Origin of the sequence: Streptomyces sp. NPDC019396, assembly GCF_040632375.1 — a bacterium.
GTDB lineage: Bacteria > Actinomycetota > Actinomycetes > Streptomycetales > Streptomycetaceae > Streptomyces.
This window is the reverse complement of record NZ_JBEYBS010000007.1, coordinates 122,456-140,061: the sequence shown is the minus strand read 5'-3', so window position 1 is coordinate 140,061 and position 17,606 is coordinate 122,456. Positions and strand designations below refer to the sequence as shown.

The 17,606-nt window shown below is 68.4% G+C and carries 20 protein-coding genes and 1 tRNA gene; 10 read left to right on the top strand and 11 right to left on the bottom strand.

All coding sequences use genetic code 11. The features are described from left to right. The 3 genes from ABZ532_RS10515 to ABZ532_RS10505 all read left to right on the top strand — a co-directional run bounded on the left by ABZ532_RS10515 (position 1) and on the right by ABZ532_RS10505 (position 1,804). Positions 1-504: an Imm1 family immunity protein gene (locus ABZ532_RS10515; RefSeq protein WP_361280933.1), complete on the top strand. Its 504-nt coding sequence runs from the start codon at positions 1-3 to the stop codon at positions 502-504. Positions 505-979: 475 nt separating this feature from the next. Then, on the top strand, positions 980-1,564 hold the full coding sequence (locus ABZ532_RS10510; protein WP_361280932.1) for a hypothetical protein: 585 nt from the start codon (positions 980-982) through the stop codon (positions 1,562-1,564). A 153-nt stretch (positions 1,565-1,717) separates the two neighbouring features. Continuing rightward, positions 1,718-1,804, top strand: a tRNA-Ser gene (locus tag ABZ532_RS10505). 137 nt (positions 1,805-1,941) lie between these two features. On the opposite strand, the gene ABZ532_RS10500 is transcribed toward ABZ532_RS10505, so the two are convergent. Continuing rightward, the gene (locus ABZ532_RS10500; RefSeq protein WP_361280931.1) at positions 1,942-2,202 is read right to left on the bottom strand and encodes a CPCC family cysteine-rich protein; all 261 of its coding nucleotides are present in this window, start codon (positions 2,200-2,202) and stop codon (positions 1,942-1,944) included. A 218-nt stretch (positions 2,203-2,420) separates the two neighbouring features. Between ABZ532_RS10500 and ABZ532_RS10495 the strand changes: the two genes are divergently transcribed. Beyond that, on the top strand, positions 2,421-3,044 hold the full coding sequence (locus ABZ532_RS10495; protein ID WP_361280929.1) for an RNA polymerase sigma factor: 624 nt from the start codon (positions 2,421-2,423) through the stop codon (positions 3,042-3,044). After that, entirely contained in the window at positions 3,037-3,966 is a 930-nt protein-coding gene (locus ABZ532_RS10490; RefSeq protein WP_361280928.1) for a hypothetical protein, read from the top strand. The genes ABZ532_RS10495 and ABZ532_RS10490 overlap by 8 nt, the downstream gene beginning before the upstream one ends. Positions 3,967-4,633: 667 nt before the next feature. Here ABZ532_RS10490 and ABZ532_RS10485 read toward each other — a convergent pair. Both ABZ532_RS10485 and ABZ532_RS10480 read right to left on the bottom strand, forming a co-directional pair. Then, complete coding sequence (locus ABZ532_RS10485; protein ID WP_361280927.1) at positions 4,634-4,987, bottom strand: hypothetical protein; 354 nt, start codon at positions 4,985-4,987, stop codon at positions 4,634-4,636. Between the two features lie 104 nt (positions 4,988-5,091). Next, a complete protein-coding gene (locus tag ABZ532_RS10480) occupies positions 5,092-5,607 on the bottom strand; it encodes a DUF1877 family protein (protein WP_361280926.1) in 516 nt (171 codons plus the stop codon). Positions 5,608-5,690: 83 nt separating this feature from the next. Here ABZ532_RS10480 and ABZ532_RS10475 point away from each other — a divergent pair, with 83 nt between their 5' ends. Then, positions 5,691-6,140 (top strand): hypothetical protein, encoded by a 450-nt coding sequence (locus ABZ532_RS10475; RefSeq protein WP_361280924.1) that lies wholly within the window; start codon positions 5,691-5,693, stop codon positions 6,138-6,140. Between the two features lie 310 nt (positions 6,141-6,450). Here the strand turns inward: ABZ532_RS10475 and ABZ532_RS10470 are convergent, their stop codons facing one another. The 6 genes from ABZ532_RS10470 to ABZ532_RS10445 all read right to left on the bottom strand — a co-directional run bounded on the left by ABZ532_RS10470 (position 6,451) and on the right by ABZ532_RS10445 (position 10,695). Further along, complete coding sequence (locus tag ABZ532_RS10470; protein WP_361280923.1) at positions 6,451-6,810, bottom strand: amphi-Trp domain-containing protein; 360 nt, start codon at positions 6,808-6,810, stop codon at positions 6,451-6,453. Between the two features lie 83 nt (positions 6,811-6,893). After that, positions 6,894-8,510 (bottom strand): MFS transporter, encoded by a 1,617-nt coding sequence (locus ABZ532_RS10465; protein ID WP_361280921.1) that lies wholly within the window; start codon positions 8,508-8,510, stop codon positions 6,894-6,896. Positions 8,511-8,616: 106 nt separating this feature from the next. Continuing rightward, positions 8,617-8,859, bottom strand: a complete 243-nt coding sequence (locus tag ABZ532_RS10460) for a hypothetical protein (protein ID WP_361280919.1) — start codon at positions 8,857-8,859, stop codon at positions 8,617-8,619. 42 nt (positions 8,860-8,901) lie between these two features. Further along, positions 8,902-9,381: a hypothetical protein gene (locus tag ABZ532_RS10455; protein WP_361280918.1), complete on the bottom strand. Its 480-nt coding sequence runs from the start codon at positions 9,379-9,381 to the stop codon at positions 8,902-8,904. 61 nt (positions 9,382-9,442) lie between these two features. Continuing rightward, positions 9,443-10,102 carry a formylglycine-generating enzyme family protein gene (locus tag ABZ532_RS10450; RefSeq protein WP_361280917.1) on the bottom strand — a complete coding sequence of 220 codons (660 nt, stop codon included), beginning with the start codon at positions 10,100-10,102 and terminating at the stop codon, positions 9,443-9,445. A gap of 26 nt (positions 10,103-10,128) precedes the next feature. Further along, on the bottom strand, positions 10,129-10,695 hold the full coding sequence (locus tag ABZ532_RS10445) for a hypothetical protein (RefSeq protein WP_361280916.1): 567 nt from the start codon (positions 10,693-10,695) through the stop codon (positions 10,129-10,131). Between the two features lie 520 nt (positions 10,696-11,215). On the opposite strand from ABZ532_RS10445, the gene ABZ532_RS10440 reads away from it, so the two are divergent. After that, the gene (locus ABZ532_RS10440) at positions 11,216-11,776 is read left to right on the top strand and encodes a lamin tail domain-containing protein (RefSeq protein WP_361280915.1); all 561 of its coding nucleotides are present in this window, start codon (positions 11,216-11,218) and stop codon (positions 11,774-11,776) included. 127 nt (positions 11,777-11,903) lie between these two features. Here ABZ532_RS10440 and ABZ532_RS10435 read toward each other — a convergent pair whose 3' ends face one another. Next, on the bottom strand, positions 11,904-13,235 hold the full coding sequence (locus ABZ532_RS10435; RefSeq protein WP_361280914.1) for a peptidase: 1,332 nt from the start codon (positions 13,233-13,235) through the stop codon (positions 11,904-11,906). A 262-nt stretch (positions 13,236-13,497) separates the two neighbouring features. Further along, entirely contained in the window at positions 13,498-14,478 is a 981-nt protein-coding gene (locus tag ABZ532_RS10430) for a bifunctional DNA primase/polymerase (RefSeq protein WP_361280913.1), read from the bottom strand. A gap of 324 nt (positions 14,479-14,802) precedes the next feature. On the opposite strand from ABZ532_RS10430, the gene ABZ532_RS10425 reads away from it, so the two are divergent. The 3 genes from ABZ532_RS10425 (at position 14,803) to ABZ532_RS10415 (ending at position 17,605) form a co-directional block, all read left to right on the top strand. After that, positions 14,803-15,132, top strand: coding sequence for a hypothetical protein (locus tag ABZ532_RS10425; RefSeq protein ID WP_361280912.1), 330 nt, complete (start codon positions 14,803-14,805; stop codon positions 15,130-15,132). A gap of 293 nt (positions 15,133-15,425) precedes the next feature. Beyond that, positions 15,426-16,598 (top strand): acyl-CoA dehydrogenase family protein, encoded by a 1,173-nt coding sequence (locus ABZ532_RS10420; protein WP_361280911.1) that lies wholly within the window; start codon positions 15,426-15,428, stop codon positions 16,596-16,598. Continuing rightward, positions 16,595-17,605, top strand: coding sequence for an OB-fold domain-containing protein (locus ABZ532_RS10415; RefSeq protein ID WP_361280910.1), 1,011 nt, complete (start codon positions 16,595-16,597; stop codon positions 17,603-17,605). Before ABZ532_RS10420 ends, ABZ532_RS10415 begins: the two co-directional genes overlap by 4 nt. The last annotated feature ends 1 nt before the right edge of the window (position 17,606 follow it).

Genomic DNA, 17,606 nt, shown 5'->3' with positions numbered 1-17,606 from the left:
GTGATCGTTCTTGGTGCCACTCACGTCGGGGAAATTTATGCCCGGTCCGACCGGGAGGTTGATTCCTTTATTGACCACGTAATGAACGATCTAATCCAAAAGGGAGAAACCCCCGACGGGTTTGAGATCGTCCCAGAGAGGGCTGTGGTCAGCATCGTAAAAGGAAGGTACCCAGAAGAGACCGATGAACGATGGGCTACCAACTATCTGTACGTTTCGGTGAATAATCGAAGCGGGTACGGTGCGCTGAAGTGGTGGACCAGTGAGGTTCCCGCTGTTGCGGCCGACGATGATATCTCTCGATTCATCTGGACATCTGGAAATCCGAATCCGCCCTCGTTCGATCCTGAAGTTATAGCGGACCCAGGAAACCCTACCTACTACCCTCGCGAGGCCGCCATTCCAACCGCCCAAGTACGCGAGGCTCTCGAGGAGTTCTGTCGGACAAGAACAGGGCAGAGGCCGGAGTCGGTACCGTGGCTCCTCCTTGACCAAACCGTGTGAAAGTCTGAAATAGGAGCCGCCGTGCCCTCGATTCATGGGGTTGCGGCGGCTCCGATTTTTGGCGTTCCCGTGTTTCGTGATCTTAGCAAAGGGGATTCTTCGCGGAACTCGCGCGGAGACTAAACTCGCCACGCTTCTCTGAAATCAACGGCAGCGGAACTTCGAAGCGAAGGTGCTCGCACCGGCCCGGACCATCCCGGCGGTCGCCAGGAGCAGACTTGCTGACCTTCCTTCTGAAGCTAGAGGGGTGTCTCAGGGGCACCCCTCCACCTATCTCTGGCCGCGTATCCGAAGCGTTGGTGTCTGACTGGCTGAAACATGGGGGGTGTCACAGCAGTCACGGTGTCACAGGGCACGTGAGCTGGAGAAACAGGCAGAAGCCGCTATGGTCCCCATGTTTCAGCCATGCGGCGACCCGGCTACCTCGGGACACGGCATCCACTCCTAAGATCCTTCAGACATCTAGATGAGTGCCATGTCTGGGGGACGCATGGGAGCCGCAGAGCAGTGGGTCACGATCGCCGCGGTCTTGCTGGGTGCGCTCACGACGCATCTCACGACGTACGCCATGGAGCGGCAGCGTAAGAAGCACGAGCTGGTTACCCGCTGGGACAGCAAGAAACTTGAAGCTTACGAGGGCTACGTGGACAGCGTCCGGGCCTGCATCTTCCTGGCGGTCCACCTCTACGAGTGCCGGGAGGGCATCCGCGAGCGGGACAAGCCTGACTCCGAGATGCTCGCGGAGATGTCGGAGGCCAGCCGCTTCCGTGGCCGGGCGTTTGAACGGATCATGCTCCTCGCCGGTGACGACGTGGTGGAGGCGGCGCACGAGCTGAATGCCGTCGCCCTCCAGGTCGACTGGCAGGCCAACGGGAAGGTGGACGGGAGCCTGGAGGACTGGCGCGAGCGGAATCGCGCCGTCTTCCGAGCGATCAACGAGTTCCACGAGGCGGCACGCGTGGACCTCGGCGTGGACGGCAGCCTCTCCGGCGAGAGGCATCCCGAGCGGGACCTCCTGCTGCCTTCCCCGCAGCGCGAGGACGGCGCTCAGACGTCCTGAGCGTGAGCTCGTCCGGGCGCCGTGGGAGACTCGCAGCGAGGTTGCTGCCGTGGTCGGCGCGCTGCCTGTGGTCAACCTGTGGTCAGGCTTCTGTACCCGAGGTGTCCAGCCGGTAGGCTGTAGCCCGCTCCGCAGCAGGTGTGCGGGGGCGTGGGTGGGTTGCCCGAGCGGCCTAAGGGAACGGTCTTGAAAACCGTCGTGGCAGCGATGTCACCGTGGGTTCAAATCCCACACCCACCGCAGGTGAACGGCTCCTGACCAGGTAACTCGGTCAGGAGCCGTTCACGTGGGCGTTGTCCGCCTGCGACCGTGCTCCCCGCTGTTTCCCGACCGAACGGGCACGGCAGGGGTACGAGCAGATCACTCCCATGCGCTTTTCAGAGTCCCTGTGCCGTAGCTCTGACCGCTGTCCGGACGCTTTTCGGGGAGCGGGTCACGAACTGACTGGGTGAATCGAGGGTCACAAGCTCCGACGATCGAAAGGTCTCCCGAGCCTTGCTCAAGCTCAGCGAACCGTTCGGGCCACCTCGGACCTCATCGGCATCGTGCTCGTCTTGACCGTCGTCCTCCCAGAAACAGACGTGGCAGATCTCGAAGCCCCTCGTTGCCCCAGGGTGAGGTAGCCGCAACAGGGGCACCGATACGGCCCGTCTTCGAGTCCGCCAACAACGTTCATGAAGGTTCCAGCATGGCGGGCATCGTCCTCCTCGCCTCGCAGGGCGCCAAACCACGACACGTTGGATCGATGACAAGCTGAGCCCGCACCCGGGACGTGGACACAGCCTCCGGGTGTGAACCCGCCGGGCCCCAGTGGGGAACAGAGGGTGTGACCACACATGTCAGAGACGGAGACCCCGTGAGCGGCCCACCGGACGTCGGGCGCGACGACCACGAGCACCACCACGACGACTCGTCCGTCATCGCCCAGTCCCTGCGGCGGCCCGAGATCTTCGCCGAGCTGTACAACCGGTACGCCGCCGATATCCACCGCTACGTCATGCGGCGGCTCGGCGATGCGGCCGCCGACGACCTTACGGCCGACACCTTCCTCGCGGCGTTCCGGGCCCGCTCGCGCTACGACCTGACCCGCACGAACGCCCGGCCCTGGCTCTACGGCATCGCCGCCAACCTGATCGGCAAGCAGCGCCGCACCGAGGAGCGCGCCCTGAGGGCGCTCGCCCGCACCGGCCACGACCCCGTCACCGAGTCGTGGGTCGACCACGCAGACGACCGGGTCACCGCGCAGGCCGCCCACCGCCCCCTCGCTGGCGCGCTTGCCTCGCTGTCCGGCGGCGACCGGCACGTACTGCTCCTCGTCGCATGGGCCGACCTCAGTTACCAGGAGGTCGCCGAGGCGCTCACCATCCCGGTCGGCACCGTCCGCTCCCGACTCAACCGGGCGCGCAGGAAGGTGCGCTCCGCGCTGGGCGACGACCCCACCCTCGTACAGGATTTCACCCCGGAGGTCGGCCATGGATGAGATGACGACGCTGAAGGACTTCCGGCCGGACGCGCCCGCCCCGGACCGGGCCCGGCTGGCGCCCGGGCGGCAGCGGCTGCTGGACGCAACCGCCAGACAGGGGCAGAGCCGCCGCATTTGGCCACGGGCCGGCTGGAAGCTCGCCGCAGTGGGAGCTGCTGCCGGGGTGGTGGTGGCGGCGGTGCTGGTGGCGCAGGTCCTGCCGACGACCGACGCTCCCCGGGTGAAGGCCGAGTACGCCACGTCCCCCGAACCCACCGACGGTCAGTGGCTCTACCAGAAGACTCTGACGCGGCAGTCGACGCTCAACTTCCGTGACGACCTCAATCCCGTTCCCGAGAAGGGCGCCCCGGCATACGGGGAGTTCACGCAGGAGACCTGGACGCAGTACGGCAGCGGCAAGATGCGCCGCATGCTGCCGCACGGCGTCCTGGATTCGGTGATCGGCGAGGCGAACGACGGATCGCCGAAGAAACTGCGTCAGAGGGTGGCGAAACTGCCGAGCGAGCCGCAGCAGCTGCTGCGATCTCTCTCCGAGGTGATCCGCCTCGGGGGCGATTACCAGCGGATCCAGTACACGTTCTCCAGCGCGGACACCATCCCGCCCGATGTCCGCCTGTCGCTCTTCCGCGCGCTCAAAACGATCCCCGGCGTGGTGGTCCGTGCGCAGCTCGTCGAGGACGCGATGGGCAGGCCTGCTCTGGCCGTTCACCCCTCGGACGACAACCCGTTCACCAAGGAGACCCACCGCCGGGACGAGCTGCTCCTCGATCCAGAGACCTACGAGTACCGGGGTGAGCGCACGATGTTGCTCGTCGGAGGGATGATCGACTCCAAGGTCACGACGGAGGAAACCCTGATCAGGGTCTCAGCCGTGCAGAGGTTCGCCGCTGCCGTCAACAAGCCGGGCGTGCGTCCCTGAGCTTTGTCTTCGATGACTCGGTGTCGAGCACAGCTCGAACCACGGTCTATAGGTTCCCCGTGCCACAACCGCGCCAGATCCGGCGGGGGCTCACGGGGAACCGCGGAGGTCAGCAGGGCCCGGGTACGACAAGCGCTCGCTCCGTGGGCCATGTGTGGGCCAGAGCGCTGGATCCGCCTGACAGACGGCAGTCCTGCGCAGGTCAGAGTGCATGCACCACGCGGCACCGCGGCGCTCTTGGAAACCGTCGTGGCAGCGATGTCACCGGGTTCAAATCCCACACCCACCGCAGCAGGTCAGAAGCTTGCAGGTCAGAAGGGGTGCCACTCTCCGGCGCGGCGCCCCTTCTGCATGCGGCCTGTCTCACCCGATCCGGTGGTATACCACCCCTGACCAGGGCGTGCGGCCCACCTGCGTCCAGCAATCCGGCCGTTACGCATCGTCCTCGTGCTCGGCCAGCCCCTGCTCGATGAGCGCGTTCATCTTCGCTTCCTCGCCATCCGGCACCTTGGAGTAGTAGCGCCGTCGTCCGTCCAGGCGGATCCCATCCTGCGGGCGGGCGGGCGCCGGCGAGCAGGAGCCGTCCCCAACCCTCGGCGCAGGATCGGCAAAAGGTGCGGCTCTCCAGGGAGCTCCTGGAGAGCCGCACCTCAGCACGGCACCCGCATCACACGGCGACGCGCTTCCAGCCAGACTGATTCAGAACGCCAATCTCCAAGGGCCCACAGGGGCCTTCGCACCTGGCAGCGTAGAAACTGATCATGTCGGGCTCCTCCAGATCAAGGTTGCACTTCACCGTGGTGTTCACGCCCCTGGTGTTCTCGCACCATCCGTAACTTCCGCGGTCCGTGGCGTAGTAGCCGCCCGCTCGGTGGCCATCGGCCTTGGTGTCGGTGATGTACACGTCATCACCTGTGGACTGCCAGCACATCTTGGCGCCGGTGGTGCTAAGGCAGGTCTGTGCAGCGCTTGCCTGCGGAACCAGCACCACTCCAACCAGTGCGATCACTGTGGAACCCATGGCAGCCGTGCGCCCGAGAATACGCCGCATTCCACATCCCGAGCACGTGATCGAACGCCCACCACACCCCGCCGTCGGCACCTTCATTTCGAACGCTTCGGTGCTCAGTCGAGCCAGGCCACAACCGCCAGCCCACGCTGGCTGGCAACCCGATAGAAGCTCTGCAGCAGTGCGAAATGCTCGACGAGGTACGTGCGTGGGTGCCCGTTGAACCCTCGGAAGTCGCACGCTTCGGCCGCCGCGAAGCTGTCTGTCGGCAGGTGGCTGAGCATGTCATCTATGTCCAAAGAGGCGAGGTCGCGGACCACTTCTGCCACGGCTGCCGGAGCGAGGAGAGCGGGAGCGGCGTCAAAGCCGTCGTAGACCTCGGGATGATCCAGGAACTCGACATCGTCACCCGAATCCCCCGAGATGCTCCGTTGAAGGTTCCGGATGCACTGCTCCTCGATCTGCATGCGCTGGCAGAACCAGATCAGGCCCCAGATCGCCCAGTCGAGGTCCACGGTGTCTTCCTCAGGCGGATCCCAATCCGGGTTGCCGTCTGAGGACATCGCCGCGGCTGCACGGCACTGAGCCAGATACCGCGGTGTCACCCGAGCAAACTGCTGTGTCAGTGCCATGGGCCGAGTGTCGCGGACTTGCGAGCGCAGGGCGATCTGTTTCCCGCCCAGCGAGGTGACGCCTGCCCGGCATAATCCGGGCTGTGGACCTGAGACCGGAGTTGCTGCCCCCGCCTGTGAGCCAGCAGCGGCTCGATGAGTTGAGCACTGAGATCGACCGGGTCGCTGACCTCGTGGCTGACCGTTCCGAGGATGCTGAGGAGGCGATCCGGGCTTTCAATGCGATGACCGGTCACGAATACGTGGCATACGACTTCGCCGAGTACTACGGGCGCCGGAGTGCGGCGGAGTTCGCCAGGGAGGCGGCCCGACCACCTTGCCCCGGGGTCGAAGACATCACGAGGGGCGAGCTCGTGGAAATCGTCGGCCGGGTCATTGCGGGTGACCTGGAGAGCGACTACTACCTGCGACTCCTTGAAGCGAATGTGACGCATCCCCGAGTCAGCGACCTGGTCTTCCAGGCCTCGGCCGGCAGCGTATCGGCAGCGGAGATCGTCGAGGAGGCCTTGCAGTACCAGCCGATCGCGCTCTGAGCCACGATCGAGAGCAGGCAGGCTGCCGCCGGTCCTCGGGTTCTCTCGCCTGGCCGCGACCAGCCCAGCGCATGCCGAAAGGGGCGAGCCCCAGAAGGTGGCCCGCATGGTCGCTGCGCTTCCGCGCGAACCGGCTACAGGGCCTCCTACGAGGCAGCCGTCCATGTGCGGCCGGGCTCGTGGAGCACAATCGCGCTGCCAAGGGCATAACCCATCGAAGGCCCGGAACCGGAACCCGAAGGGTGTCCGAGCTGCGGAGGAGGTTGCCGCCGGGTCTGGTCGCCGTTCAGCCCCGTCCGGATGAGCGCGTTCATGCGGGGCTGCTGGACTTCCTGGCGGACCGTTTCACGGGTTTCCGGCTGGGGACGGCGGGGGCGCTCTTTCGCCTGACAGCGGGCTTCTCCGTGGCCGCCGCCGCTTTTGAAGGCGCTGCTTGGGCGGCCGGAGCGGTAGGCCACTTGAATTCGATCTCCAGTTCGATGCCGTCGCTGCTGACCTCGACCTCTATCTCGCTGCGAAGGTCGTCGGGGATCCGCAGGCTCAGCTTCCCGGGGCCGAGTTCCAGCTCGGCGTCCTCACCTTGCCGGAGGGCGGCCGCCAGCGACTCGAGTTGATCGGCCGCCTCGTGGCGTGACAGCGAGCGCTTCTGCTCAAACTTGAGGTCCTTCATCGTGTCTCCGATGCAGCCTGGACAGCCGGTACTGCCATCTTCCCGCTAGGTGCCGCATCGGACATCTCGATGGCCGGTGCCGGTCACGGCGCGGCTGAGCGGGGCTGGGTCGCCGGGATCCTCGAGGTGAAGAACAGCGCGAGGACGGAGGCGAGCGCGAGGATGGCGAGTGCGGCACGCAGGCCGTCGAGCCTTGCCTCGGCGTTCGCGTCCAGCGCCGCCGTGGCCATGTCCTCGCTCAGGCCCGCTGTGTCGAGAGCGGTCTGTAGCTGGGCGTCGGACATGAAGGTCACACCGCTTTGGAGTTCGACCGCCGCCTGGCTCTTGACCTCGGCCGGGACCGCCGGATTCTGCTCGACGCTGGTCAGGAAGGACGATGTGAGCGCGGCGATCAGGATCGAGCCGGCGAGCGCCGTACCGATCGAAGCACCGAGGTTGGTGACGGCGTTCTGGATTCCGCCCACTTCCGCGCTGCGCTCGTCCGGCACCGCGGACACCGTGACCGACCCGAGCTGGGACGCCAGCGCGCCCATGCCGAGCCCGATCAGCAGGAGGGGGATCGTGACGATCTCCGCCCCCGCGTCCACGTCCAGCGCCGCCATCAGGACGACCGCGCCCGCGAGCAGCGCGAGGATCCCGAGCCGCACCACCCGCCGCGGTGAGACGTCGGGGAGGAAACGCGGGATCAGAGTTGCGGCCGCCAGCAACGACAGGGAGAGCGGCAGGAGCCGGGCGCCGGTCGCGAGCGCGGACAGGCCGAGGGCGACCGACAGATAGAGCGGTACGACGAAGAACACGCCCATCTGCACGAGGTACTGGAAGAAGAACATGGTCAGGCCGCCGGTGAGCTGTCTGTTTTCCAGCATGGCCGGGTCGATGAGCGGCTCCTTGCGCTGCTTCGTGAGGCGAGCCTCCCAGCGGAGGAAGAGCCAGACGAGAAGCAGACCAGCCAGCATCAGCCATACGACCAGCGAGACTCCGAGCCACGCAGGTGCGCCGGGCTTCGGCCTGAACCAGCCCCATTCGTCCGATCGGAGCACGCCGTAGACGAAGGCGCCGAGCCCGAGGGCGGACAGTACGGTGCCGACGAGGTCGATGCGCGGGCGTTCGCCGCTCGGGACGTCGGCGATGCGGCGGGCGAGCACCAGGATGCCGAGCACCACGAGCACCTCACCCGCGAACACCCAGCGCCAGGAGAAGTACGTCGTCGCCACACCTCCGATGAGTGGCCCGAGCGCGATCGCCACGGCACCCGCGGCCGCGACGAGTCCATAGGCGGCAGGCCGGCGTTCCGTCTCGAAGTTGGCGGCCACGAGCGCCACGATCGCGGGCAGGATGAGAGCCGCCCCGATGCCTTCCAGGAGCGCCCAGCCGAGCAGCAGCACGGGCAGGTTCGGTGCGAGCGCCGTGGTGAGGGAGCCGCAGCCGTAGATGCAGCAGCCGGTCATGAACGCGCGTCTGCGCCCGATCAGCGCCCCGACCTTTCCCCCGGGGATCATGAACATCGCCATGACGAGTGTGTAGGCCGTGATGGCGCCCTGGATGCCGGTCACCGTCGTCCCCACGTCGACGGCCACCGTCGCGATGGAGACGTTCATGACAGAGCTGTCGAGTGCCATCAGGAACTGGCCTGCCGCGAGCGTCAGCAGGACCAGTCGTGCCCTCGCAGGACCCGCGGCGGTACCTGCCTTGGTTGTCATGGGCGAATCGTCCCAGTCACGCGGGAGACGGGTCCCCGACCCGCCACAGAGGTCAATCACTTGGCGGGCACGTGTTCGGTGGCCGCGCGCGGCGGCCACGCGAGCTCTACGTCCGGGGTTGCTCCTGTGACTGGTAGAGGCGGTCCCTGTCCGGGTAGTCCGAGTCCTCGTGAGCCACCGGGAGGGGCCGGTGGCCCTCGGACCAGTGGTTGACCCAGCCGCAGACGGGACACGCGTAGCGGCCGTCGATGCCGAACACCTCAGTGCCACAGCGCTTGCAGTCGGTGCGGGTGATCTCTGGTCCGGTCCCGTCGATGTCGAGGGCGGGGCCTGGCAGCCGTCCGGTCATGCGCGTGACTGTACCCGTGCGGGGGCGGGTCGTAGGTGCCCGTCACTGTTCGGCGGTGAGTGCCCAGCGGACCGTGCTCGGAGCCGTGATCTGGATGGTCGCCGCCTCGGCGCGGGCCCGCTTCAGATGGATCTGGTCGTAGATGCTGTTCACCTCGTTCCCGCAGGTGAGGGGGAAGCTGAGGCCGATGGGCGAGATGGCCACCGTGAGAGTGCCCTTTCCCTGGCAGTTGACCTGGACGGCCAGCTTGCCGGTGCCGATCGGCTTCAGGGGCAGGGTGGCGTTGCCTGTGCGCGAGGCCGCCTGGACCACGGCCTTGCCGTCGAGGGGCGTGGGTGCCCGGCCGACGGTCTCGCCGTCCGTGTGTTCCGCGTGCTCGGCCCGGTGGCTCTTCGGGGACGGGGCGGCGCCTGCCGACGGCCCTGCGCCATCGGCGGTGCAGCCGCTGACGCCTCCCAGAAGAGCGGCCATCAGCAGGCCCGTGGCGCCGAGGCGCGAACGTTCCTTGGCGGTGGTTCCCATGTGAGTCCCCCCAGCGGCCCGAGCCGGACGCTCCTTGGTAGTTCTGAAGTGTGCGGTCTGATCAGCGGGAGCGGGCGATGCGGAAGCCGACGTCGTCGACCCGGTAGTCCGGGTGGCTGCGGCGTCGGGCGGAGGCCCGGCAGCTCCAGTGCTCGTCGAACCAGCCGCCGCCGCGCAGGACCCGGTAGTCGCCGTAGACCTCGGCGTCGTAGATGTCCCAGCACCAGTCCCATACGTTGCCGAGCATGTCGTGGAAGCCCCAGGGGTTGGGCCGCTTGCCGCCCACCGCGTGGAGGCGTTCCCGGGAGTTCGCGCGGTACCAGGCGATGTCGTCCAGTGGTCCGTAGTGGGGCCCGGTGGTGCCCGCGCGGCAGGCGTGCTCCCACTCGGCCTCGGTCGGCAGCCGGTAGCCGTCGGCGGAGTCGTCCCACTCGATGCCGTCGCCGTGGAGGTGGTAGGCGGCGGTGAGTCCTTCGTGCGCGGACAGGGCGTTGCAGAAACGGACCGCGTCCCACCAGGACACTCCCTCTACGGGCAGTTCGTCTCCCTGGGAGGCACTCGGCCGCAGGCCGGTGACCCGTGCGTACTGCTCCTGGGTGACCGGGTGCGCCGAGAGCTCGTACGGCGCGAGTTCGACCGGCCAACTGCGCTGTGTACGGCGGTCCGACAGCGTGATCCGCCCTGGCGGGACGGCGATCATGTTCCCCGTGGTCGTGTCCATGCCTACATGATCGCTTGATCGGTCGCTCAGGAGTAGGTCATCGGGCAGCCATGACTCAGCGCGTGCCGAGCGGCCTGCCGGTACACCGCCACATAGAACGCCGTGTCCAGGTCCTCGCTCCAGGGCCCGGGGCGGGCGGCGGCCAGTGTCTCCGCCGAGCCGTCCATACGCCACGCCGTCAGGGCCAGGGTGGTGCCCGGTGTCGGGATTTCCGGTGGCAGGGCCAGGACCGCCGCCAGCCGTTCCATGCACCCGAGTATCTGAGGCGCTCCGACGATCACGGTCTCGTCGTCCATGTCGTTCGCGATCGGCAGCACGATCCCGGTGTCGAGGGAGAGCGGTACCAGCACCGTCCAGCTGCCGACCGCTTGGCTCTCGCGCGGTGACAGGTGCTCATCGCACAGTGCGCTGAATCCGGCCATGGGCCGGGCCAGCTTCTCCTCGAAGGCGGGGCCCTGCCCGGGCGCGGGCTCGTACCGCGGCAGCCCGCGCCGCGCCAGTTCGTGGTTCAGCGCCGAGGCGACCTCGGCCCATCCGCCTTCCTGGTCACCGGACCAGCACTCCGCACCGAGGTCGTACAGATAGATGCCCATGGCCGCAATGTAGGGCGCGCCTCTGACACCAGGGATACGCGTGCCGACCGCCGCCGTACGGGCGAGGCGGCTTCAGGATCCGTCGCCGTGTGCCGATGACAGGGACGGACAGGCAGCGTGTCCTGGCAAACGGGTGAAGCGAAACCGCACGTCAGAGCGGTGATCGTGATGTGTGTGCGACTCCGTGAGGCCGACGGCTGTTACAGAAATCCGGGCTGTCCGAGCGCGATGCCCATTAGGCCGTTTGCGGCGCTTTGGGGCGGTTGGTAACCGCTTGTTGTTGATTGCTCAACGGGTCGATGTAACGCGCAGCGAACCCCTGGTAAGGGGTTGGCGGCGATCGATGTCAGATACAGGTGAGAGTTACGGAGATGTCCGGTTTTTGTCATCAGAGTCGATTTGGTGGCGGATGTCGGCGCACGCCCGTCAGAGTTTGGGTCCTCGGCACCGGCCGGGAACCTGATCTCCCCTCAACGACCCTGAACGGGGCTTTGCGGGCACGCTTTTGAGAGGGCACTTCATGTCTGCTTCTCGCCTTACCCGTCGTATCGTCGCCACCGTCCTCGCATCCGGCGCGCTCGTCGCCGCGGCAGCACTGCCCGCGGCGGCCGACGGTCACAACCGCGTCGGCCGCGGCGGTGGCCTCAGCCACCTTGCCGAGCTTGCCCGGCACCACGACGGTGGCCTCGGGCGTCACCACGACCGCGGCCGGGACCACGAGCGCCGCTCCCCGATCGTCATCGGCGACGTCCGGCACGACGGCATCGGCCGTGACAACCGTTCCAACCGCGCCCTGAACTCCGAGTGGGTCGAGGTGAAGAACGTCGGCCGGCAGCCGGTGAACCTGCGCGGCTACACCCTCTCCGACCGGGACGGGAACACCTACCGCTTCCGCAACCTGCGGCTGGACGGGCGTTCGAGCGTCAAGGTCCACACCGGGCGTGGCTTCGACAACCGGCACGACGTCTACCAGGACCGTCGCCGGCAGGTCTGGGACGAGCGTGACACCGCCACGCTGCGCAACGACAACGGCCGTGTCCTCGACCAGACGTCCTGGGGCCGTGGCCGCGACCACCGCTGAACCGCTGGACTGCCGAACACTGATCCGACTCCGCTGATCTGATCCGCTGAACCGACGGTCATGTCGGCCACGGCAAGGGGCGCCCCGCACGGGCGCCCCTTTTCCGTCTTTCCGTGCTTTCCGCGCGTCAGCCCCTGGCCTGCCTGCGTCGGCGGGACACGAGGATCGCACCGCCGCCGAGTACGACGGCCCCGCCCGCCGCGGCTGCCAACTCCGGCAGTGCCGAGGACGAACCGGTCGATGCGAGGGCACCGGAGCCGGAGTCCACCGTGGTGGTCGAGGTCGTGCCCTGGGCCTCGGTGCCGGAGTTCCGCGCCGGCGTCCCGTTCCCCGTGGTCCCGGCGCCGTCGGTTCCGGTGCCGCCGGTCGTGGCAGCAGCCGTGCCCGTCGTCCCTGTCGCGGTGGTCGTCTCCGTCGTGCTGGGCTTGCTGCCGGCCACGAGGAGCTCGAAGGGGTACAGGGTGACGGCATTGCCTCCGCAGGAACCGTCGCCGTTCTCGTAGTCACCCTCGACGAAAACATCGCCCTTGTCCGCGGGCGCCTTGACGTCGATCGTCAGCCGTAGCTTGAGGTCCAACCGGCCACCCGGCTTCAGCGCGCCGATCGAGCCGGTGTACTCGCCGTTCCTGACGGCCCGCCACTTCGGGGAAGCCGCCGTGGACCACTGCAGGTCGAAGTGGCTGTCGATGATCTTGTAGCCGGTCTTCTCCATGGAGTGGAAGGAGACGCGCGGCAGGACCTCGTCCAGCGCCTTCGTCCTGCTGCCGTTGGTCACGACCACCGAGAAGTCGGTGGTCGTACCGGCGACCAGCTGGGCCGGCATCCCCTTCAGGACCGTGGTCAGCTGCCCCTCGAAGTCGCACTGCTTCTCCAGGGCCGCCCTGGCTTCGGCTAGTGCCTTGTCTGCGGCGAGCATCGCCTTGACGGCCTCGGCCAGGGCCTGCTTCGCCGCGGCGGCCTTCTCGTCAGCGGCGCGGCGGAATCCCGCAAGGGCCTGAACGGCCTGCTCCGCCTCCTTGTCGGCGGCGGTTTTGTCGGCGGCGGCGGCCTGAGCGGTCGCCTCCGCGTCGGCGAGGGCCTTCTCCGCTGTGGCCTTCTCCTCCGGGGTGGCGGTCCCGGGCAGCGCGGTGACCACGTCCTCGGCGAGTTCGACCGCCTTGTCGGCCTGCTTCTTGGCGGCGCCGGCGTCGGCGGCCGCCTTCGCGGCAGCCCTGGCCGTGCCGGCGAGCGGTGTGTCGTCGGAGTGGGCGGCCTGCGCGGCAGCCGACGCGCTCCGCTCGGCGACCAGAGCCGCGAGGTGCGCCTGGTGCGACCGCCAGGCGGCCTCCTCGAGTTCCCCGATGTCGGGCCCGTCCGTCGGCTGCGCCGCTGCCGCTGACGGGGCGTCGGCGAGCGCGGGAGCGGCGGCCAGGAGAACGACGGGAGCGGTCACGGCGGCGACGACGGCCGTTGCCAGCATGCTGCGGTTCTTCAACGATTTCCTCTGTGGTCCGGCGGCCAGGGGCGGGGAAGTGCGGAGTGCGGGAAGTGCGGGAGGTCCTGTGCGGCCACGGCGGAAACACTCACGCGGGCACGCTGCCGGGTGATCGTATGACCGAAAATGGGGATACAGGAAGCGAGTTATCCCGATCAGATCAAAGGCGCCATGTGTACTCGCCGTGGGCATAAATGATCAAAAGGCGCAGTTGCGTTCCACGGTCGCGGCACTTCTGTGATCCTTGTCATGCGAGGCCCCCGGCGCGCAGCCGCGCCGCCGATGCGATCGTCGCGCGGGCTTCACGCTCGCTGAGGCCGGCGTGGACCGCCGCGCCGGCGAGGGCGTCCGCGAGGCTGTCGCCGATGCCGTTCTCGTACGCGCGGCAAGCCGCCCAGAACAGCCGGGTGTTGCGCTGGCCCTCGTCGGCCGCGCCGACGAACCGGACCAGTCCCTCGCCTCTCGGCGCCCGGTCGCCGGGCGGCATCCGGCCGTGCGGGTGGCGCGCCGGTGGCATGAGCAGCCGCAGCAGCGCCCGAGGGCAGGGCGCGGGCGGCGGTGTGGCTGTGCCGGGAGCGAATCGGTAGGCGCCGTGGGCGGACACCGAGCCCGGTCCGACGAGATAGCCGCCGCTGCCCCGGACGTCGATCCCGGGCGCGAGCCGCCCTGCCGAATTCGGTACGACGACGCCGGGCGGCCCGGTCAGCCACAGATGGCGGCCCCCGCTGGGCGTGAGCACGGTGATCGTCTCCGGGATCGTGAACAGGTGCTGGAGGGCCAGGTGCCGCAGCGCGCCGAGCGAGTCCACGGCGCCGCCCGCGTCGGGACCGCCGCCCATCGCCGCGCTCTTGGTGTCGAGGTCGATCCCGATGAGGTGGTACGGCGGCCGGCCGCAGGCGATTCCGTAGCCCGTGGCCCAGGGGGCGGCGGCGAAGAGCGCCCGTACGGCGGCGGGGTCGGTCGTGGCGTCGTGCACGCCGTGCCCCGGGCGGCCGCACTCGCCGTGGCATGTGGCCGGGGCCGGGGCCGGAGCCGGGGCTGTGGTCGTGGCAGCGGCCGGGACAGGGGCCGGAATCGGGTTCGGGATCGGTTCCCGGGTGTGGCGGTGGGGCGAGGGGATCGCCGGGAGCTTGGTGGGAGACAGGGGGATCACGGGGAACCCGCGCTCGGCGGCGCAGAGCGCGTGGGCGAGGGCCAGGCTGACAGCGCGGCGGGCAGTGGTGGCCATGCCTTCCATGTTCGTACTGGTATTCGAATAAGGGAAGGGTGAGTGCGCGGCGCTGAGGGTTGGCCGAAGGGTGCTGGAACGCTTCTTCATCTAAAGGGGGTTTATCGACTTGTCCTCACGCTTGAGGGGGAATCGGGTGCTCCGGGGTGGTTCGCCGGGGATTCGCTGGGCAACTCTGGACTCGCGACGTCGTGCACCACAGCGAACGCGACCGAATCACGACCGTGGTGGTCGGCCAACTGCCCAGGTCTCGGCCGCACTTGGATCTTCCGACTTACGACTTCCGTCTTCTGTCTCTGTAATTCCCGTCCTGGAGGAAATGACATGGCAAGCACCCGTACCGCTCGTACCGTCCGCGCCGCCCGTGCCGTCGCCGTTGTCGCCGCCCTGCCCCTCGCCGCCGCCCTGTTCACCGGCGTGGCCCACGCGGACAACGGTGCCTTCGCGAACAACGGGTCGAACGCGGCGGTGGCCGGGGTGGTGGGCAGCGGTGTCGGTGGCGACAACCACGGGAACTCGACGACCACCCAGCAGGTGGCCACGGGGGCGGGCGCGTCCAACCAGAACCACACCGCGAGTGTCAACGGATCGGGCTTCACCGCCATCGACCAGTCCACGGACAACATCGCGGTGTTCTTCAGCAGGCTCTGGTAGGCCGGCCCGAGGGGGGGTCGGCTGGGGGTTGGAGGGATGAGGGGGTCCGGCTGGGGGGTTCTGTCGGGGGGCGCGCTGGGGGATTCCGGATGAGGGGGCTCGAGGTATGAGGGGGTTTGACTGACGGGAACCGACTGAAGGGTGACGACGGCCTGTGCGGCGGTGCGGTGGCACCGCCGCACAGGCCGTCTGCCGTTCCCTTGACAGTCCCAGTAGATCTGACGGACAGTCAGAAACTGGGAAACACATTCAGGGAACCGCCCCCGCCCCATCCCCTTCGGGAGGATGCCGTCGTGCACCTTGCACCGACCCCGCGCCAACAGCGGCTGCGCGCCGAACTCCGCGCGTACTTCCGCGAGCTGATGCCCGACGGGCCACCGCCTCCGGACGACGCATCCGAACAGCGCCGTCTACTACGGCGGATCGGCGCCGACGGGATGCTCGGACTCGGCTGGCCCGTCGCCTACGGGGGCCAGGGGCGCGGTCCCGACGAGCAGTTCGTGTTCTTCGACGAGGCGTATCGCGCCGGTGCTCCGGTCTCGATGGTCACGCTGAACACCGTCGGCCCCACCCTGATGAGATACGGCACCGAAGAACAGAAGGCCTCTTTCCTCCCCCGGATCCTGAGCGGGGAGGTGGTGTTCGCGATCGGCTACAGCGAGCCCGGCGCGGGTACCGACCTCGCCGCCCTGAGCACCCGGGCCGTGCGGGCCGCCGCCGACGGCCACTGGCTGATCGACGGACAGAAGGTCTTCACCTCCAACGCCCAGAACGCCGACTGGATCTGGCTGGCCTGCCGTACGGACCCCGAGGCTCCCAAGCACCAGGGGATCTCGATCATCCTGGTGCCGACGGACGCGCCCGGCTTCTCCTGGACCCCGATCCGGACGGTCGGCGGTCTGACCACGACGGCCACCTACTACGACGGGATACGGGTCCCCGCGACGTGTCTCGTCGGCGAGGAGAACCACGGCTGGGAGCTCATCACCAACCAGCTCAACCATGAGCGTGTGGCCCTCGCCGCCGTCGGTATGCAGGCGGAGGACTTCGCCGCCGCGGCCCTCGACCACGCCCGGCGTCCCGATCCGCTGACCGGTGAACGCCCGTTGGACCAGCCGTGGGTGCGCTCCAGGATCGCCGAGGTGCATGCCAGGCTCGCGGCGACCCGCCTGCTCAACTGGCGCCTGGTCGCGGACGTGGGAGCGGGTCGGCTGGCCCCGGGCGATGCCAGCGGCGTGAAGTTCGCCGGTACGGAGTCGGCCGTCGAGGTGTACCGGATGTGCCAGGAGATCGCGGGGGACGCCGCACTGGTGAGGGCCGGTTCGCCGGGTGTCCTCGGTGACGGCGGGGAGCTGGAGCGGATGAACAGGGCCGCGCAGATCAACACCTTCGGGGGCGGGGTGAGCGAGGTGCAGCGGGAGATCGTGGCCACGATGCGGCTCGGTATGAGGAGGGGGAAGCGTTGAGCGGGGAAGCGACGAAGGACGAGGAGCTGTACACGCGTCTGAAGTCCTATGAAGGGCGCCCCACAGCCGCCCCCGGCACCGGAAAGGACCTGGTCAACGAGCCGATGATCAGGCACTGGTGCGAGGCGATGGGTGATACGAACCCGGCGTACACCGGAGCGGACGCGATCGCCCCGCCCACGATGCTCCAGGCCTGGACGATGGGCGGGCTCTCCGGGTACGCCGAGCGCTCGGGGGCGTACGACGAACTGTCCGCGCTGCTGGACGCCGCTGGTTACACCTCGATCGTCGCGACCGACTGCGAGCAGGAGTACCTGCGCCCGCTGCGCCCCGGCGACCGGATCACCTTCGACTCGGTCATCGAGTCGGTGTCGCGGCGCAAGACGACCAAGCTGGGCGCGGGCCACTTCATCACCACGCGGATGGACATCCGGGCGGCCGGCGAGCCCGCGGGCACGCACCGCTTCCGGGTGCTCAAGTACGCACCGGCCGGTGGGGGCGGGGCGGCGGCGACGCGGCAGCGGCCGCGCGAGGCACACCGCCCCGCGCCGGTGGTCAACCGCGACAACGCCGGATTCTGGGAGGGCGTCGCCGGGCACCGGCTGCTGATCCAGCGCTGCGCGGACTGCGACACACTCCGCTTTCCCTGGCTGCCGGGATGCGGCGGCTGCGGCTCGGCGCGCTGGGACACCGTCGAGGCGAGTGGCGAGGGGACCGTCTACTCGTATGTGGTCATGCACCACCCGCCGTTCCCCGCCTTCGACCCCCCGTACGCCGTCGGGCTGATCGAGCTGGCCGAGGGGGTCCGGATGGTGAGCAGCGTGGTGGGTGTCTCCTACGACGAGGTCCGCATCGGGCTTCCCGTACGGCTGGAGTTCATGAAGGTGGACGGGGAGGGGGGTGCTGAGGCACGGGAACTGCCCGTGTTCCGCCCGATCGCCGAGTCAGGGGCAGGGGCAGGGGCAGGGGCACGGTCAGCAGGTCGGGCTGGGGACGGTGCGGTCTGAC

Bases quoted from the DNA above. Each gene is read 5' to 3' on its own strand.
- ABZ532_RS10510 (WP_361280932.1), top strand. From the start codon at position 980: ATGTCTGGGGGACGCATGGGAGCCGCAGAGCAGTGGGTCACGATCGCC.
- ABZ532_RS10490 (WP_361280928.1), top strand. From the start codon at position 3,037: ATGGATGAGATGACGACGCTGAAGGACTTCCGGCCGGACGCGCCCGCC.
- ABZ532_RS10485 (WP_361280927.1), bottom strand. From the start codon at position 4,987: ATGGGTTCCACAGTGATCGCACTGGTTGGAGTGGTGCTGGTTCCGCAG.
- ABZ532_RS10480 (WP_361280926.1), bottom strand. From the start codon at position 5,607: ATGGCACTGACACAGCAGTTTGCTCGGGTGACACCGCGGTATCTGGCT.
- ABZ532_RS10470 (WP_361280923.1), bottom strand. From the start codon at position 6,810: ATGAAGGACCTCAAGTTTGAGCAGAAGCGCTCGCTGTCACGCCACGAG.
- ABZ532_RS10465 (WP_361280921.1), bottom strand. From the start codon at position 8,510: ATGACAACCAAGGCAGGTACCGCCGCGGGTCCTGCGAGGGCACGACTG.
- ABZ532_RS10460 (WP_361280919.1), bottom strand. From the start codon at position 8,859: ATGACCGGACGGCTGCCAGGCCCCGCCCTCGACATCGACGGGACCGGA.
- ABZ532_RS10455 (WP_361280918.1), bottom strand. From the start codon at position 9,381: ATGGGAACCACCGCCAAGGAACGTTCGCGCCTCGGCGCCACGGGCCTG.
- ABZ532_RS10450 (WP_361280917.1), bottom strand. From the start codon at position 10,102: ATGGACACGACCACGGGGAACATGATCGCCGTCCCGCCAGGGCGGATC.
- ABZ532_RS10445 (WP_361280916.1), bottom strand. From the start codon at position 10,695: ATGGGCATCTATCTGTACGACCTCGGTGCGGAGTGCTGGTCCGGTGAC.
- ABZ532_RS10440 (WP_361280915.1), top strand. From the start codon at position 11,216: ATGTCTGCTTCTCGCCTTACCCGTCGTATCGTCGCCACCGTCCTCGCA.
- ABZ532_RS10435 (WP_361280914.1), bottom strand. From the start codon at position 13,235: ATGCTGGCAACGGCCGTCGTCGCCGCCGTGACCGCTCCCGTCGTTCTC.
- ABZ532_RS10430 (WP_361280913.1), bottom strand. From the start codon at position 14,478: ATGGCCACCACTGCCCGCCGCGCTGTCAGCCTGGCCCTCGCCCACGCG.
- ABZ532_RS10425 (WP_361280912.1), top strand. From the start codon at position 14,803: ATGGCAAGCACCCGTACCGCTCGTACCGTCCGCGCCGCCCGTGCCGTC.